At 69.6% G+C, this 15,032-nt stretch carries 13 protein-coding genes and 1 riboswitch; of the genes, 1 reads left to right on the forward strand and 12 read right to left on the reverse strand.

Translation table 11 applies throughout. From position 1 onward, the window contains the following. Nucleotides 1-13: 13 nt before the first annotated feature. Genes ACFWFP_RS30855 through ACFWFP_RS30910 form a run of 12 tightly spaced genes read right to left on the reverse strand, consistent with a single transcriptional unit; the run spans nt 14 to nt 13,592 of the window. Entirely contained in the window at nt 14-1,162 is a 1,149-nt protein-coding gene (locus ACFWFP_RS30855) for an LLM class flavin-dependent oxidoreductase (protein ID WP_379300898.1), read from the reverse strand. Further along, the gene (locus ACFWFP_RS30860; RefSeq protein WP_379300900.1) at nt 1,159-1,968 is read right to left on the reverse strand and encodes a DUF1684 domain-containing protein; all 810 of its coding nucleotides are present in this window, start codon (nt 1,966-1,968) and stop codon (nt 1,159-1,161) included. The genes ACFWFP_RS30855 and ACFWFP_RS30860 overlap by 4 nt, the downstream gene beginning before the upstream one ends. Next, a complete protein-coding gene (locus ACFWFP_RS30865; RefSeq protein WP_379300902.1) occupies nt 1,965-3,332 on the reverse strand; it encodes an NtaA/DmoA family FMN-dependent monooxygenase in 1,368 nt (455 codons plus the stop codon). The genes ACFWFP_RS30860 and ACFWFP_RS30865 overlap by 4 nt, the downstream gene beginning before the upstream one ends. Next, nucleotides 3,329-4,462: an LLM class flavin-dependent oxidoreductase gene (locus tag ACFWFP_RS30870; protein WP_379300904.1), complete on the reverse strand. Its 1,134-nt coding sequence runs from the start codon at nt 4,460-4,462 to the stop codon at nt 3,329-3,331. The genes ACFWFP_RS30865 and ACFWFP_RS30870 overlap by 4 nt, the downstream gene beginning before the upstream one ends. Next, on the reverse strand, nt 4,459-6,117 hold the full coding sequence (locus tag ACFWFP_RS30875) for a dipeptide ABC transporter ATP-binding protein (protein WP_379300906.1): 1,659 nt from the start codon (nt 6,115-6,117) through the stop codon (nt 4,459-4,461). The genes ACFWFP_RS30870 and ACFWFP_RS30875 overlap by 4 nt, the downstream gene beginning before the upstream one ends. Then, nucleotides 6,114-7,016, reverse strand: a complete 903-nt coding sequence (locus ACFWFP_RS30880; protein WP_379300908.1) for an ABC transporter permease — start codon at nt 7,014-7,016, stop codon at nt 6,114-6,116. The genes ACFWFP_RS30875 and ACFWFP_RS30880 overlap by 4 nt, the downstream gene beginning before the upstream one ends. After that, nucleotides 7,009-8,127 carry an ABC transporter permease gene (locus tag ACFWFP_RS30885; protein WP_379300910.1) on the reverse strand — a complete coding sequence of 373 codons (1,119 nt, stop codon included), beginning with the start codon at nt 8,125-8,127 and terminating at the stop codon, nt 7,009-7,011. Before ACFWFP_RS30885 ends, ACFWFP_RS30880 begins: the two co-directional genes overlap by 8 nt. Before the next feature lies 1 nt (nt 8,128). Next, nucleotides 8,129-9,739: an ABC transporter substrate-binding protein gene (locus ACFWFP_RS30890; protein WP_379300912.1), complete on the reverse strand. Its 1,611-nt coding sequence runs from the start codon at nt 9,737-9,739 to the stop codon at nt 8,129-8,131. Beyond that, complete coding sequence (locus ACFWFP_RS30895; RefSeq protein ID WP_379300914.1) at nt 9,736-10,806, reverse strand: LLM class flavin-dependent oxidoreductase; 1,071 nt, start codon at nt 10,804-10,806, stop codon at nt 9,736-9,738. Before ACFWFP_RS30895 ends, ACFWFP_RS30890 begins: the two co-directional genes overlap by 4 nt. 28 nt (nt 10,807-10,834) lie before the next feature. Then, on the reverse strand, nt 10,835-11,794 hold the full coding sequence (locus ACFWFP_RS30900) for an ABC transporter substrate-binding protein (RefSeq protein WP_379300916.1): 960 nt from the start codon (nt 11,792-11,794) through the stop codon (nt 10,835-10,837). Nucleotides 11,795-11,826: 32 nt separating this feature from the next. Further along, the gene (locus tag ACFWFP_RS30905; protein ID WP_379300918.1) at nt 11,827-12,588 is read right to left on the reverse strand and encodes an amino acid ABC transporter ATP-binding protein; all 762 of its coding nucleotides are present in this window, start codon (nt 12,586-12,588) and stop codon (nt 11,827-11,829) included. Then, a complete protein-coding gene (locus ACFWFP_RS30910) occupies nt 12,585-13,592 on the reverse strand; it encodes an amino acid ABC transporter permease (protein WP_379300920.1) in 1,008 nt (335 codons plus the stop codon). Before ACFWFP_RS30910 ends, ACFWFP_RS30905 begins: the two co-directional genes overlap by 4 nt. Before the next feature lie 109 nt (nt 13,593-13,701). Then, nucleotides 13,702-13,795: riboswitch (SAM riboswitch) on the reverse strand. 364 nt (nt 13,796-14,159) lie between these two features. Between ACFWFP_RS30910 and ACFWFP_RS30915 the strand changes: the two genes are divergently transcribed. After that, entirely contained in the window at nt 14,160-14,879 is a 720-nt protein-coding gene (locus ACFWFP_RS30915; RefSeq protein WP_379300922.1) for a hypothetical protein, read from the forward strand. Nucleotides 14,880-15,032 lie beyond the last annotated feature (153 nt).

The raw sequence follows: 15,032 nt of genomic DNA on the forward strand, positions 1-15,032 counted from the left end.
TGGTCGGTGCGGCTCAGGCGGCGCGGGCCGCTCGCAAGCCCCACGCGTCGGCCAGCAAGCGGTGTGATTCGAGCCGGTCGGCGTGGTCGTGGGTGATGGTGGTGATGAGCAATTCGTCCGCGCCGGTGACCCGTTGGAGGGCGGCGAGCCGCTCGACCACGGTGGTGGGCGAGCCGACGATCTGGGAGGCCAGCCGGTCGTCGACGAGGCGGAGCTGATCGGAGGTGAGCGGGGACGCTGTCGCGGGATCGGGGTATTCGGCCGCGCCGCCGCTGCGGATGCTGTGGACCCAATGTCCATAGGTGCTCGCGTGGTGGCGGGCGGTGTCGTCGTCGGCCGCGGTGACCACGTCCGCCGAGACGATGACGTGCGGTTCGGCCAGCTGCGCCGAGGGCCGGAACGCCGCCCGGTACGCCTCGACCGCGTCCAGCGCGGACCCCGGCGCCACGTGGTAGGCCGCCGCGAACGGCAACCCCGACTTGCCCGCCAGTTCGGCGCTCTCGCCCGCCGAACTGCCGAACAGCCACAGCTCGGTATCGATCCCCTCGCCGGGAACGGCGTGCAGCTCGACACCGCTCGCGGTGAAGTAGCGCCCGTCGAGGAGCGCTTGAACCTCGGCCACCTGGTCCGCGAAGTCCGGCGACTCCGCACCGGGCTGCTGCAGCGCCTCGGCCGAGGCCAGGAACTTCGTGCGGTCGGTGACCCGGCGTGGATCGAAGGGCGGCGGCACCACGACACCGTCGCGCACCTCGGTCCGCCCGGTGACCGTGTCCAGAACCGGATGCCCGCCCTTGGTGGTCGTGGCCGCGGCGCCGAACTGGCTGCGCCGATGCCCCGACCGGCCAAGACCCAGATCGAGCCGTCCCGGATACAGCGCGTCGACGGTGCCGAACGCCTCCACGATCGAGGCGGAGGTGTGATGGCCCACCTGCACCGCGCCGGTCCCCACCCGGATCCGCGAGGTCGCCGCGGCGACCAACCCGAGCAGCGTCAGCGACGAGGAACTCGCCACCGACACGAAATGGTGTTCGGCCAGCCAGTATCGGCGATACCCCCACTGCTCGGCCTGCCGGGCGAGGTCGACGGTATTGCGCAGTGCCTGTGCGGCGCTGGAGCCTTCGCTGATCGGGGACAGATCGAGAATCGACAGCGGAACGCTCATAGCTTCGGATCCTGTTCTCCCGCTTCGATCGCCACGCGTAGCCGGTTCTCGCGTGGTGCGACAGGGCAGGTGGCGAAGTCGGTGAACGCGCACGGCAGGTTCACCGCACGGTTGAAGTCGAGGGTGACGGTGCCGTCGGCCTCGACCGCGCCGACCGCGAGCGAGCGGGCGGCCGGGTAGGTGGTGACGCCGCTGGTGGCGTCGGTGAACAGCACCTTCAGGTCGTCGGGGGTGCCGAAGGCCAGCAGCGCCTCGTGGCTGTCGCCGATGCGGAACTCGATGATTCCCGCCGCGCTGTGGTGGTGCTCGAGTCCGTCGACCACGGCCCCGGTGGTGACGGTGCGTGTTTCCCCGAACGCGGTGAAACGCCCGGTCACGACCCAGCGAGGGTCGGCCGGATAGGCCGCGACCCCGGTGAACGCGGTCAGGGTCGGCGCGGCCGGATCGTGCACACGCACCGCGTACTGCCCGGAGCGCCGGATCACCTCGAGGACCCTGTCCTCGTTGAGCACGCTCACCCCCGGCGCGCCCTCCACGGGCGTCACGATCTGCACGCCGCCGATCCGCTCGCCGTCCACATCGAGCCGGTCGGCGGGCTGCGCGGTGATGAACACCTTCTCGTCGGTGACCCACCAGGTGCCGGGGACGCCGTCCAGGCGCTCCGGGCTGTCGGTGAGCCAGTGCAGCCCCGCCAGGCTGAGCCAGCCGAGGGGATCGCGCAGGCCGTCCTCGCGGGCGTGATGCCAGCGCGCCCAGTCGTCGGCGAATGTCGTGGTGGGGGTCGGGTTCTCGACGGTGATCGTCATGACGCGCGTGCTCCTTCGGCGACGGTGTGGTGGTGGGGGTGACGCAGACCGAGATGGTCGCGCAAGGTGGTGCCGGTGTATTCAGTGCGGAAGCTGCCGCGTTCCTGCAGTTCGGGGACCACGGTGTCGACGAATTCGTCGAGACCGGCCGGTGTCAGGTGCGGGACGAGGATGAAACCGTCGGCCGCGTCGGACTGCACGTACCGGTCGATCTGCTCGGCGACCTGGGCGGGTGTGCCGATGAACTGCTGGCGGGCGGTGACCTCGATGATGAGTTCGCGAATGCTGAGGTTGCCCGCCTCGGCCTGTTCGCGCCACGCTTTCGCGACGGCCAGTGGATCTTTCGTGTGCCGAACCCGGCCGCGGGTGATCTCGGCGGCGGCGTCGGGCTCGACATCGGGCAGTGGGCCGTCGGGGTCGTAGCCGGAAAGGTCGCGGCCCCAGACCTGTTCGAGGAAGGCGATCGCGGTCTGCGGGCTCACCTGCTGGTAGCGGATGTCGCGGGCCCGTTCGTGCGCCGCGTCGGTGGTGTCGCCGAGCACGAACGTGGCCGCGGGCAGCACCAGCAGATCACTGTGTGCGCGACCGTATTTCGCCAGCCGCCCCTTGACATCGGCGTAGAACTTCTGGCCCGCCTCGAGGGTGCCGTGGCCGGTGAAGATCGCGTCGGCGGTCTTCGCGCCGAACTCGCGGCCTTCGTCGGAATCGCCCGCCTGCAACAACACCGGATGCCCCTGCGGGCTCGGCGGGACGACGAACGGCGCCGCGAAGTCGAACTGTGAACTGCGGAAAGCGGTGTCGGGAACTTCGTGGGCGAAGATCCCCCGCTCGCGATCGATCACCAGCGAGTCGGTGGGCCAGCTGTCCCACAGCGCCCTGGTCGCGGCCACCACCTGTTCGGCCCGCCGATACCGCTCACCGTGCTCGAGGTAGCCGCCGCGCCGGAAGTTCTCGCCCGTGAACGCGTCGGAGGAGGTGACCACGTTCCACGCGGCCCGACCGCCGGAGAGGTGATCGAGCGAGGCGAACTGCTTGGCGACCTCGAACGGTTCGTTGTAGGTGCTGTTGATGGTGCCCGCCAGCCCCAGCCGCTCGGTCACCGCCGCCACCGCGTTGAGCACGGTGAAGGTGTCCGGCCTGCCGACCACATCCAGGTCGTGGATCTGCCCGCGATGCTCGCGCAGCCGCAACCCCTCGGCCAGGAAGAAGAAGTCGAAAAGGCCGCGTTCGGCGGTGCGCGCCAGATGCTCGAAGGACACGAAATCGACCTGCGATTTCGAGGCCGGATCGGCCCAGACGGTGGTGTTGTTGACGCCGGGGAAGTGCGCGGCGAGGCGGACTTGCTTGCGTGGTTTCGAGGTCACAGCGCTGCTCCTGTCGTGGCGTATCGGCTGAGTGGGCGAGACAGACCGAGGCGCTCACGCAGGGTCGCGGTGGTGGCAGGCGCGTCGCCGGTCCGGTGGGTGGTGAGCTCGGCCAGCGCGGCGTGCAGCGCCAGCGGACGCAGGACCACGCCGTCGACGTCGCCGGAACGCGTGATCTGCGCGAGCAGATCGTCGAGCGCGGCGGCGGTACCGACGTGGTGGAACAGCTCGGGACCGAGCGGCGGGTGATCCGGCGCCCAGCGATCGAGCTCTCGCACCTCGGACAGGGCCGCGTCCGCCGAATATGCCAGGTGGACAGGCAGATCCAGCAGAATCTGCACGGTGTCGGGATCACGGCCCTCGGCGCCGATCGCCGCGCGCAGGGCCACGCGACGCGCGGCGGCGGTGGGAAGATCGGGGGCGCTGATGCGGATGATGTCGGCTCGGCGGACGGCTACCCCGGTCGACTCGGGGGTGTCGGCACGGACCGCGACGACGGGTTGGCCCTGGGGGGAGCGGGGGGTGATCGACGGGCCCTTGACCGAGAAGTTGTCGCCGGCGAAGTCGATGTAGTGCAGGCGGTCACGGTCGATGAACCGGCCGGTGGGTACGTCGCGGATCTCGGCGCCGTCCTCCCAGCTGTCCCACAGCCGGGTCACCACCTCGATCGCCTCGTCGGCCTCGTGCCACAGCGACGTCGGATCCTGCGCCTCTTTGCGCCCGAAGGCCTTCGCCTCGACGTCGGTGGTGGACACGCTCACCTCCCACCCCGCCCGGCCAAGGCTGGCGAAGTCGAGAGCGGTCACGGCCTTGGACGTGTGAAACGGTTCGGTGTGGGTGACCGGTACCTGCGGGATCAGGCCGACGCGGCGGGTCAGCGGGGCGGTGCGGGCGGCGATCGCGACGGCGTCGAGCCTGCCGCGCGTCACGGCGGCGCCACCGGACTGGATGCCGAACGAGTCGGGCAGGAAAACGGCGTCGAACCCGAGCTTCTCGGCCGAGGAGATCACGGCTGTCCAGTAGCCGGCGGTGAACAGGTCCTCGGCGCCGGAGTCGGTGCGCCGCCAGGAGGCGGGATGCGTTCCGGTGCCTACCGTTTCGATACCGAGGAACAGTCTGGGCTGGCTCATCGGGTGAGGTCCTTTCCGTCGAGGGGATCGATCCGGGTGCCCGGCGCGGGAATCGCCGCGAGCAACTCCCTCGTGTACGGGTGTTGTGGATCGGTGAACAGCGTTGCGGTAGGCCCGGTTTCGACGACTCGGCCGTGGCGCATCACCGCGACCCGGTCGCTGATCCGGCGCACCACCGCCAGGTCGTGAGAGATGAACAGGTAGCCGAGGGCGAGTTCGTGCTGCAGGGTGTCGAGCAGGTCGAGGATCTGTGCCTGCACCGAGGCGTCGAGCGCGGAGACCGGCTCGTCGAGCACCAGCAGGTCGGGGTGCAGGGCCAGCGCGCGGGCGATCGCCACTCGCTGGCGTTGACCGCCCGACAGTTCCGCGGGCCTGCGTTTCGTGAAATCGGCGGGTAGCGCGACCTGTTCGAGCAGCTCGGCGACTCGCTTCGGCCGGTCGCCGAGCCCGTAGGCGCGCAGCGGTTCGGCGATGATGTCGGCGACTTCCCAGCGTGGATCCAGCGAGGAGTACGGGTTCTGGTACACCACCTGGAACCGTCGGCGCAGCGTGCGCAGCCGGTTTCGGCGGGCGCTGGTGAGGTCGTGGCCGTCGAAGGTGACCGTCCCGCTGTCGGCGTCGGTGAGCCGCAGCGCGATGCGCGCCGTCGTCGACTTGCCCGAACCGGATTCGCCCACCAGCGCGAGCGTTTCCCCGCGATCGAGGCTGAACTCCACATCGTCGACGGCGGTGATGGAGCCGGCTCCCGCGTGGAAGCGCTTGTGCAGGGCGTGAACCGACAGCAACGGGGTCTCCGCTCTGGGTCGTAGGGGCCGGAACTCGGTGGGCGACAGCGCTGGGGACGCGGCGAGCAGGCGCTGCGTGTACGGCTGTGCCGGGTGGTGCAGAACCTGTGCGGTAGTGCCGGATTCGACGACCTTGCCCTGCTCGAGGACCACCAGTCGATCGGCGCGTTCCGCGGCGACGGCCAGGTCGTGGGTGATCAGCAGGACGGCCGTCCCGCGTGCCGCGATCCGCTCGGCCAGCCGGTCCAGCACCTGGCGCGCCACCGTCGCGTCGAGCGCGCTCGTCGGCTCGTCGGCGATGATCAGCTCCGGCCCGCACGCCAGCGCGATCGCGATCAGCACGCGCTGGCGCTGCCCGCCCGACAGCTCGTGCGGATACTGCCGCGCCCGCAACTCCACCCGATCCAGCCCGACCTCGTCCAACAGATCGAGGGCCTGGAGCGCCGCCCCACGCCGGTCGGCCAGTCGATGGACCAGCAGCGCCTCGGCCACCTGATCGCCCACCCGCAGCACCGGATTGAGCGACAGGCCAGGATCCTGCGGCACGAATCCCACCCGCGCGCCGCGCAACCGCCGCAAGGCCTTCTCGTCGTCCGGATCGATCCGCTCACCGGCGAACTCGACCTTGCCCGCCACGATCCCCGCCGAATCCCCGAGCAGCCCGATCACCGCGTGCGCCAACGTCGATTTGCCCGACCCCGACTCGCCCACGAGGGCGACGACCTCTCCGCGCGCCACGTCGATCGACACACCGCGCAGCGCGGGCACCGGCCCCGCGCCGGTCCGGTACTCGATGTGCAGATCGTCCACCCGGAGCAGCGGCGCGCCCGAGCTCCGCGCCGGGTGCGTTCCGTTCGTCGTGTCGCTCATCGTGTTTCAGTCCTTCCCGCGAAGCGGCCGAGACGCTGGGCCGACAGCACCACGGCGATGATGACCAGACCGGGCAGCGTGGTCAGCCACCAGGCGGAGGCGAGGAAGTTGCGGCCCTCCGAGATCAGCGAACCCCATTCGGGGGTGGGCGGTTTGGTGCCGTAGCCGAGGAAGCTGAGCGAGGACACCGCCAGCACCGCCATGCCGAATTCGACCGCGGCCAACGCCAGGACGGGCTGGTACGAATTGGGAAGGACGTGGCGAACGAGCACCGCGTACCAGCGCACCCCCGAGGCGTGCGCGGCCTCGACGTAGGGCGCGTGCCGCACCCGCAGCACCTCCGAGCGCATCACCCTGGCGAAGTTCGCGATCAGCGCGATACCCACCGCGACGGCAACATTGCGGGTACCGAAGCCGAGCGCGGTGACCAAGGCCAGCGCGAGCAACAGCGACGGGATGGACAGCAGCACATCGACGACCCGCATGATCGCGGTGTCGACGATGCCACCCGCGGCGCCGGACAGCAGCCCCAGCGCCGACCCGACCACCAACGCGATCCCGACCGCGGTGAGCGTGGCGGTGAGCGAGAGCCCCGCGCCGTGCACCATCCGCGTGTACAGGTCGCGCCCGAGGTTGTCGGTGCCGAACCAGTGGGCCGCGCTGGGCGCCTGGAACTTCTCCGCCGGCACCCCGGTCAGCGGGTCGCCGGAGGCGAACACCGAGGGCGCCACCGCCCACCCGACCGCGACGGCCAGCACCACACCCGCGACCACCAGGCCCAGGTGCGCGCGGGCCCAGCGGGCCGCCCGGGCGGCGGGGTGCGCGCGCGAAACATCAGGACCGGCTGCCGCTCGGGGCTGTTCGGTCGATACTGATCGGCGCACGAGGATGTCAACCACGGTCACTCCTTTCGGTGTCGGTGCGTGCGAAGCCCGTCCGGCCCGGCTCCCCGGCGACGGCCACGGCTTCGGCGGGCGTACCGATGACGGAACGACTGCGCCGGGTGCCGGTGATGCGTGGGTCGAGCAGCGGATAGAGCAGGTCGACCGCCAGATTCACGGCCACGAAGATCAGCGCCGAGAGCAGCACCACGCCCTGGACCACGGGGATGTCCTGGTTGAGCACCGAGGTCTGGGTGAGCCGGCCGACGCCCGCGCGGGCGAACACCGACTCCACCACCACCGAACCGGCCAGGATGGTGCCGACCAGCACGCCGGCGATGGTGAAGGCGGGCACGCTCGCCAGCCGGGCGATGTGGCGGCGCTGCACCCACCATCGCGACGCGCCCTTGGCCAGCGCCACATCGGTGAACGGCTGCCGCCAGGTCTGTTCCAGCCCGGCGGCCAGGACCTGCGCGAGCACCGCCCCGATCGGCAGCGCCAGCGTCAGCGCGGGCAGCAGCGTCCCGCGCAGCCCGGTTCCACCGAAGGCGGGGAACCAGTGCAGCCGAAAAGAGAACAGCTGCAACAGGAGCAGGCCGGTCCAGAACGACGGCACCGAAACGCCCAGCGGCGGTAGCGCGCTCAAGGTGTTGCGCAGCCACGGCCGCCGCGTATAGGTAGCGGCGAACGCGAGGACCGTTCCGCCGATGATCGCGAAAAGTAGTGCGAGAGAGGCCAGTCCGAGCGTCGCTGGGATCACGTCGCCGAGGGCTTCGGTCACCGGCTGGCCGGTGTTGATGGAGCGGCCGAGATCGCCGGTGACGGCATTGCCGAGCGCGGTCACATATTGCTCCCACAGCGGTTTGTCCAACCCGTAGCGAGCCTGCAACTCGGCGACCGCCGCCTGGTCGACCGGCGTGCCGTTGCCCGCCGTGTCGGCCGCCATCGACACCGGATCCGAGGGCAACATGTACAGCACCACGAACGAGATCGTGAACGCCGCCCACAGCACCCAGATCGCCTGCAGTACGCGCGAACCCACGTACCGTGCGAAGTCCGCGCGGCCGCCGGCGCGCCGGGCACCGCTACCCGAACCGGCGCGCCGCAGCCTCTCGACCAGCCCGCTCATCTCAGTGCCCGCTCAACCAGGTGTCGAAGAACTGCAGTCGCGCCGAGGCCTCGAACTTCAGATCCTGGGTGTGCGCGGCCGCGCCGATCGCCTGGGACAGCTCGATCGTGGGGACGTAGAGCCCGTTGTCGAGGACCTGCCGCTGCGCGGTCGCGAGCAGTTGCGCACGGGCCGCCGGGTCATTGGTGGCGAGCTGACGGTCGAGGGTCGCGTCGAACTCGGGAATCGGGCCGCGTGCGTTGATGTTGCGACCGGCGAGGCCGAACGAGGTGCGCAGGATGTCGCCGTCGGCGCGGGTGGAGTTGCCGTAACCGGCGTCGATGTCCTTCGCGTTCTGCCGGGCGATGGCCTCCGCGGTGGAGACGAGATCGAGCTTCAGCTCCACGCCGACCTGGCGCAGTTGCTGCTGCACCAATTCCAGGATCGCCTGATTACCCGCGAACACCTGGCTGAACGTCACCGCGAAGCTCAGTCGCTCACCGTTCTTGGCCCGCACACCGTCGGCGCCGACTGCCCAGCCGGCCTGATCGAGGATCGACTTCGTCTTGGCCGGGTCGTAGGCCAGGCGCGCGGACTGATCCAGGTACGCCGGGGTCGCTGTGGCCAGGCTCGAGGTCGCGGGCTTGAACTGCGGACCGAGCACGGTCTCGACGAGCTGCTTGCGGTCGATCGCGGGCAGCAGCGCCTGCCGGACCGCCGGATCACGCAGCGGACCCCGAGTCACGTTCAGCTGCAAGCCGAACGGGGTGCCGGGGTTGGAGGTCGACAGAACCCGTCCGCCGACGGCCTCGATCTGCGGCGCGTCCTGGGGCAGCGCGTCACTGATCGCATCCAGCTGGCCCGACGCCAGGCTGCCGGTGCGCACACCGGACTCGGGAACGACGGTGAACTCGATCCGATCCAGGTACGCCTCGCCCTGGTGGCCGAAAACGGTGGAGCCCCAGCTGTAGCCGGCGCGCTTGGCCAGGGTCACCGAGGTGTCCTGCTTGTAGGCGGCGTAGGTGAACGGCCCGCTGCCGATGTTGTCACCCGCGCACCGGGCCTCGGCCGGTTTGGCATTGGTGGACGGCGCCAGGATGCCGAGCTGCGCGGTCGAGGACGCCTGCAGGAACTGGGCGTTCGGCGCACTGAATTCGACACGGGCGGTGAGCTTGTCGACCGCCGTCGTGCCGACGTAGCCGGTCAGGTAGCTCGATCCCAGCTGCGCCTTGGCGCCGAGCTTGACGACCGCGTCGAAGGTATCGCGCACCGAGTCGGCGGTGAGCGCGGTGCCGTCGCTGAAGGTGACCCCGTCGGCGAGCTTGAAGGTGAACACCTTGGCGTCGGGACTGACCTCCCAGCTCTTGGCCAGCCACGGGGTGATCGCACCGGTCTTCGGGTCCTGATCGGTCAGCGAGTCGACGATCTGGCGGGCCACGTAGATGGTCTGGTTGGTGCCCGACTGCGCCGGATCCGAGCAGGTCGGCGCGCCGGAAAGCCCGTAGCGCAACGTGCCGCCCGGTTGCGGCGGACCGGCCTGCCCACCGGAGCCCCCGGTGTCGCCGCCGCACGCGACCACCGTGGTGGCGGCGGCGAGTACGCCCGCGAGGGCAGCAAGACGATGTCGAATCACGAGGTAGCTCCAGAGAATTGGCGGCCTGCGGCCAGGGGACGGCTGGGAATGCGGCGGCGCAGCTCGGGCGCCACCTCGGCCTGGAACAGCTCGAGACTGCCCAGGTACGCGGATTCGGTGCGGCCGTCACGTTCGGCGGACAGGTGGATCACCTCGTGCCCGAACTGTTCGTGATAGCGGCCGACCTTGTCGATCACCTGCTCCGGGCTGCCGACCAGCGCCGACGAGCGGGTGACGAAGTCTTCGACGGTCTCGAACACGACCGGATTGCCGACCTTGCGCTGCAGCGAGGTCCGCGCCTCGAACAGCGGGCGGAACACCTCGACGGCCTCCTGCGAGGTCCGCGCCACATGGAAGCCCGCCGTGCCCGCGCCGACCAGCGCGTCGGCCGGGTCGTGCCCGTAGTGCGCCCATCGTTCGCGATAGTGGCGGATCAGCTCGGCGTACGGCTCGATCGGATTGGTGACGTTGGCCGAGAACACCGGATCACCGTGGCGCGCGGCCAGTTCCACCGACTCCTGGCTCGTCGCGCTCCCGTGCCAGATCCGTACCCGCGGCTGCAACGGCCGGGGCAACGCCTTGGCAGCGGCGAGCGAGGGCCGGAATTGTCCCGACCACGTCACTTCCTCGCTGTCCCACAGCGCCCGGAACAGTTCGTACCCTTCGCGATTGCGCTCCCACTGATCTTCGGTGGTGACGTGATAGAGCTGTGCCTGCGCCGCGCCGTTGCCCTTGCCGATGATCAGCTCGAGCCGGCCCTCGGACAGGTTGTCCAGGGTGGAATAGTCCTCGAACGCGCGCACCGGATCGAGCAGGCTCAAGGTGGTGACCGCGGTGAACAGGCTGATCCGCGACGTGCGGGCCGCGATATGGCTCAACACCACCGGGGGAGCGGCCGACAGGAACGGATCCTCGTGCCGCTCACCGACAGCGAACGCGTCGTAGCCGAATTCCTCGGCGCGCCTGGCCTGTTCGACCACCTCGTGCAGGCGATCGCGCGTCGTCGGGACCACACCGGTGACCGGATCGGGTACCCGGGTGATCAGCGTCATCAGCAGGAACTTCATGCGCGGACTCCCCGCTCGTCGAATGTCCTCATGCGGCGGGCTTCTTCGGCAGACCGGGCGGGTTGATCCGCGACTCGGCGACCTTCTCCGAATCCAGGCCCCAGCGGTCGAGGATCTTCTGGTAGCTGCCGTCGGCGATCGCGTGCTGCAGCGCCTTGTGGATCGGGCCGATCAGGCCGTTGTCCTTTTTGGTGAGCACCGCGATCTCGCCCTGCAGCTGCTCACCCGCGCCCGAGAACGTGGCGATGATCTTGCCGTCGCTCGTGGCGGAGTGGTACACGGCCGCGGGGTTCGGGCCGATGTAGCCGTCGATGCGCTTGGAAGCCAGCGCCAGGTAGTAGTCGGTGCTCTGCTGGTAGTAGGCGATGTCGACCGGTGGCAGGCCCTCGGCGACGTTCTTCTCGTTCCAGCTCACCAGCAGCTGTTCCTGATTGGTGCCCGCGCCGATCCCGATCCGCTTGCCCGCCAGGCTCTTGCGGTCGGTGTAGGTCAGCGTGCTGTCCTTGGGGACCTCGAGGGCGACGGTGTCGGTGCGGTAGGTGGCGAAGTCGTACTTCTCCTTGCGCTCCTCGGTGACGGTCACGTTCGAGATGAACGCGTCCACCTCACCGGAATCCACCCGTACGAAGTTCTGCGACCAGTCCGCCACCTGGATGTCGAGCTTCAGGCCCAGGATGTCGGCCACCAGGGTGGCGAAGTCGACCTCGGAGCCGATGACGGTCCGGTCGTCGGTGGCGTAGAACCGCAGCGGCGGCACGGAACCGGCGGGACCGGTCACCACCAGCGTGCCGCGGTCGCGGATGGCCTTGGGCACCTCGGCGGCGATCGCGTCGACCTTGGCGGCCCGCACCCGGCCCTCCTGGGCGGGGGACAGATCGTAGGTGATCGCACCGGCCTGCACGGTGTCGGCGGCCTCGGGTTCGGCGGTGCAGCCTGCCGTCAACAGCGTGGCCGCCGCGACGATGCCGATCAGGGTGGAGAGCTTCATCAGTGTCGAAACCTGTTCGTGGGAAGGGATGTTCAGCGGACGCGGGACAGGAATGCCTGCGTGCGTGGGTGTTCGGGGTGGTCGAGAACGCTGGCGGCCTCGCCCTGTTCGACGATCACGCCCTCGTCGAGGAACACGACCGTGTCGGCGACCTCGCGGGCGAAACCGATCTCGTGGGTGACGATCACCAGCGCGGTGCCGCTGTGCGCGAGATCGCGGATCACCGCGAGCACCTCGCCGACCAGCTCCGGATCGAGGGCGGAGGTGGGTTCGTCGAACAGGATCAGCCGTGGTTTCAAGGCCAGCGCTCGCGCGATGGCCACGCGCTGCTGTTGACCACCGGACAGCCGCCGGGGGTAAGCGTCGACGAAATCGGCCAGGCCCACCCGTTCCAGGAGCTGTTTCGCCTCGGCGATCACCTCGCCGCGCGGGCGGCGCTGCGCCGAGACCGGGGCCAGCACCACATTGTCGAGCACCGTGAGATGCGGGAACAGATTGAACTGCTGGAACACGAAGCCGATGCGGCTGCGCTGGGCGCGCACCGCGTGGTCGGGCAGCGAACGCAGGGTGTTGCCGCGTTGCCGGTAACCGATCAGCTCACCGTCGATGTGCACGGTGCCCGCGTCCTGCGCTTCCAGATGATTGAGCACCCGCAGCAGCGTGGACTTGCCGGAGCCGGACGGCCCGATCAAGGCGACCACCTCACCGGCGCGTACCGCCAGATCCACGCCACGCAGTACCTCGGTGCCGCTGTAGGACTTGCGGATTCCGCGCGCCAGCACCGCTGCGGTCATCGGGTTGCTCCTCGGGGTGCGGCCGCACCGGCGGCGATCTCGGTGACCTTGGCGCGGACCCGCTGCCACGGTGTCGGCGGCAGCTCCCGCTGCGCGCCCTTGGCGTAGTGCCGTTCGATGTAGTACTGCAGGATCGACAGCGCCGTGGTGAGCACGATGTACCAGACGGTCGCCACCATCAGCAGCGGCACCACCCGGCCGTTGCGGCCGAAGATCACCTGCACCTGGTAGAACAGCTCGGCGATCGCCATCACCGACACGATCGAGGTGCCCTTGAACAGGCTGATCACCTCATTGGCCGCGTTCGGCAGAATCGAGCGCATCGCCTGCGGCAACACGATCGTGCGGAACTGGCGCCAGCGTGGAATCCCCAGCGCCGCCGCCGCTTCCAGCTGACCGTCGTCGACGGCGAGCAGACCCGCCCGGATCAGTTCGGCCGAATACGCCGCCTGATGCAGGGCCAGCCCGATCACCGCCGCGGTGAAACCGCTGATCACACCGTTGACATCGAACTCGTAGAAGCCGGGGCCGAACGGAATGCCCACGGACAGGCGGGGATACAGGTAGGCGATGTTGAACCAGAACAGCAGCTGCACGATCAGCGGGATCGAACGGAAAGCCCAGATGTAGGTCCAGGCGATCACCCGCAGCACGGGATTGTTCGACACCCGCCCGATCGCCAGCAGGGTGCCGATCACGAAACCGAGCGCGGTGCCCCACAGAGTGAGCTCGATGGTCACCCGGAGCGCGGCCAGCACCGACTTCGCGGTGAAGTACTGGGCGAAAGTGCCCCAGTCCCACCCCGGATTGGTGATCAGACCGTGCGCGAACTGGGCCACCAGCAGCAGCGCGACCGCCGCGATGATCCACCGCCACGGGTGCCACGAGCCGGCGATCCGAGGTAGATCCTCGGGCGCCTTGCCGGTGGATACCGGCTCAGTGGGGGGAGCGTCGCCGGGTGGTGCGGGCGCGGTCTCGGCGCCGGATACGGCAGACGCGGTCATGGGAATCCTTCGGAAAACAGTGGAACGAGGCATGGTGACCTCCACCCGGCCGGCGGCGGGTTCGCGATCTGGCGGCGCTCAGGCCGGACATGCGGTCATCACAAAATCTCCTCCATCGAACCCGGCAGAAGCACCCACACCCCGAAACGGGCGGGTTGCTGCGACGTCGTAGAGCCAGGTCTCTCGGTCGCTCTGGATGGTTGTGCCCGACCGTCGTGGCTCGAGCTGAATCAGCATGTGGCATATGCACTAGTGCGCGCAACGATAGAAATCAACGTGAGCGCAGAGGTTGGAACCGGTTGTGGGCACCGGCATAATTGCCCCGGTTCGGCGTGGTAGGCGATTCGCGCGCGGGCGCGTGCGTGGGGGCTGGGCGAACTCGTCCAGGCGTGGGGATCCCGCGGATGCGTCGTCGGGTCCGGTGACGAGAAGGGGGCGGACACCGGGCCGCGGCGGCGGGTTCGCTGCGAGATTGCGACGCGCCGAACGGCCGGTTACTTCACCTGTCCGGATTCACCCACCGCACGCGGTAGCGTCGGCCTTCTCCGCGTCGATGAGGAGTTCGCCGTGATCGTTGCACGTCGTTGCACCACACTGACCTCGCTGACGGCCTGCGCCGCCGCGCTGCTGCTGGCCGCGCCACTGGCCGCCGCCGAACCGGCCGCACCGGTGGCGCCCGCCGTCACCCGGGATGCGCCGGCCGTCCGGCCGTCGGCGGGCCCGGGTGATCTGCTCGGCGCCTACCAAACTGTCGTCGAGACGCTGAAATCCCTGGGTATCCAGCCGTTCCTGTACCCCACGGTCGCCGCGAACTGTACCGGTGACGGCGCGGGCCTTGTGCCGGCCGTCGCGGGCGCGGTCCCGGGCCCGTGGCCGGCGAATACCCTGCCGATCCCCGGCCTCGATCTGTCGGCCGTGAAGTCCGGCCAGACCCTGTTCACCTTCCTGCCCTACGGCCTCGCCCCCGATACCGCCGCCACGAAAACCTCCGGCATGCAGGTGGCCTGGCTCAATATCAGTACCGGTCGCGGCGGCATGGCGTCGATGGGCCCGATCGCCGACATCGTTCGCGCCATGGTCCCGCCCGAGGTGCCCGCCGAACTGCGCCCCCTCGCCGAAACCGCCATCCGCGACTTCCTCTTCGCCGCCATCCCCGTCGGCGGCGTTCGCGCTGTCCCCGTGGACACCGGCCGCGGCACCGTCCTGGCCGCCGTCTTCGGCACCACCGACAACGCGGGTCGGTCCTGCTTCTTCTTCCCGACCATCGGCATCACCGAGGTGAGCTGAGTGGTGGTGCGGGTGGTGACATTGTTCGGTAGTCCCAGACGGTTTGACGCTGTGTTTATTGGCGCGCTGGCGCGCGCGTGTCCGCGGCCCTGAGGGGCCGCCGGTTAGGCGCCGCGGAATCGCTCCTTCGTCGCATCTCCGCGGCGCCTAACC

The sequence above is a fragment of the Nocardia sp. NPDC060249 genome (genome assembly GCF_042728755.1).
Taxonomy (GTDB): domain Bacteria; phylum Actinomycetota; class Actinomycetes; order Mycobacteriales; family Mycobacteriaceae; genus Nocardia.

Coding starts and splice junctions, on each gene's coding strand:
- ACFWFP_RS30910 (WP_379300920.1), bottom strand. CDS start 13,592: ATGACCGCGTCTGCCGTATCCGGCGCCGAGACCGCGCCCGCACCACCC.
- ACFWFP_RS30885 (WP_379300910.1), bottom strand. CDS start 8,127: ATGAGCGGGCTGGTCGAGAGGCTGCGGCGCGCCGGTTCGGGTAGCGGT.
- ACFWFP_RS30870 (WP_379300904.1), bottom strand. CDS start 4,462: ATGAGCCAGCCCAGACTGTTCCTCGGTATCGAAACGGTAGGCACCGGA.
- ACFWFP_RS30855 (WP_379300898.1), bottom strand. CDS start 1,162: ATGAGCGTTCCGCTGTCGATTCTCGATCTGTCCCCGATCAGCGAAGGC.
- ACFWFP_RS30895 (WP_379300914.1), bottom strand. CDS start 10,806: ATGAAGTTCCTGCTGATGACGCTGATCACCCGGGTACCCGATCCGGTC.
- ACFWFP_RS30860 (WP_379300900.1), bottom strand. CDS start 1,968: ATGACGATCACCGTCGAGAACCCGACCCCCACCACGACATTCGCCGAC.
- ACFWFP_RS30905 (WP_379300918.1), bottom strand. CDS start 12,588: ATGACCGCAGCGGTGCTGGCGCGCGGAATCCGCAAGTCCTACAGCGGC.
- ACFWFP_RS30900 (WP_379300916.1), bottom strand. CDS start 11,794: ATGAAGCTCTCCACCCTGATCGGCATCGTCGCGGCGGCCACGCTGTTG.
- ACFWFP_RS30875 (WP_379300906.1), bottom strand. CDS start 6,117: ATGAGCGACACGACGAACGGAACGCACCCGGCGCGGAGCTCGGGCGCG.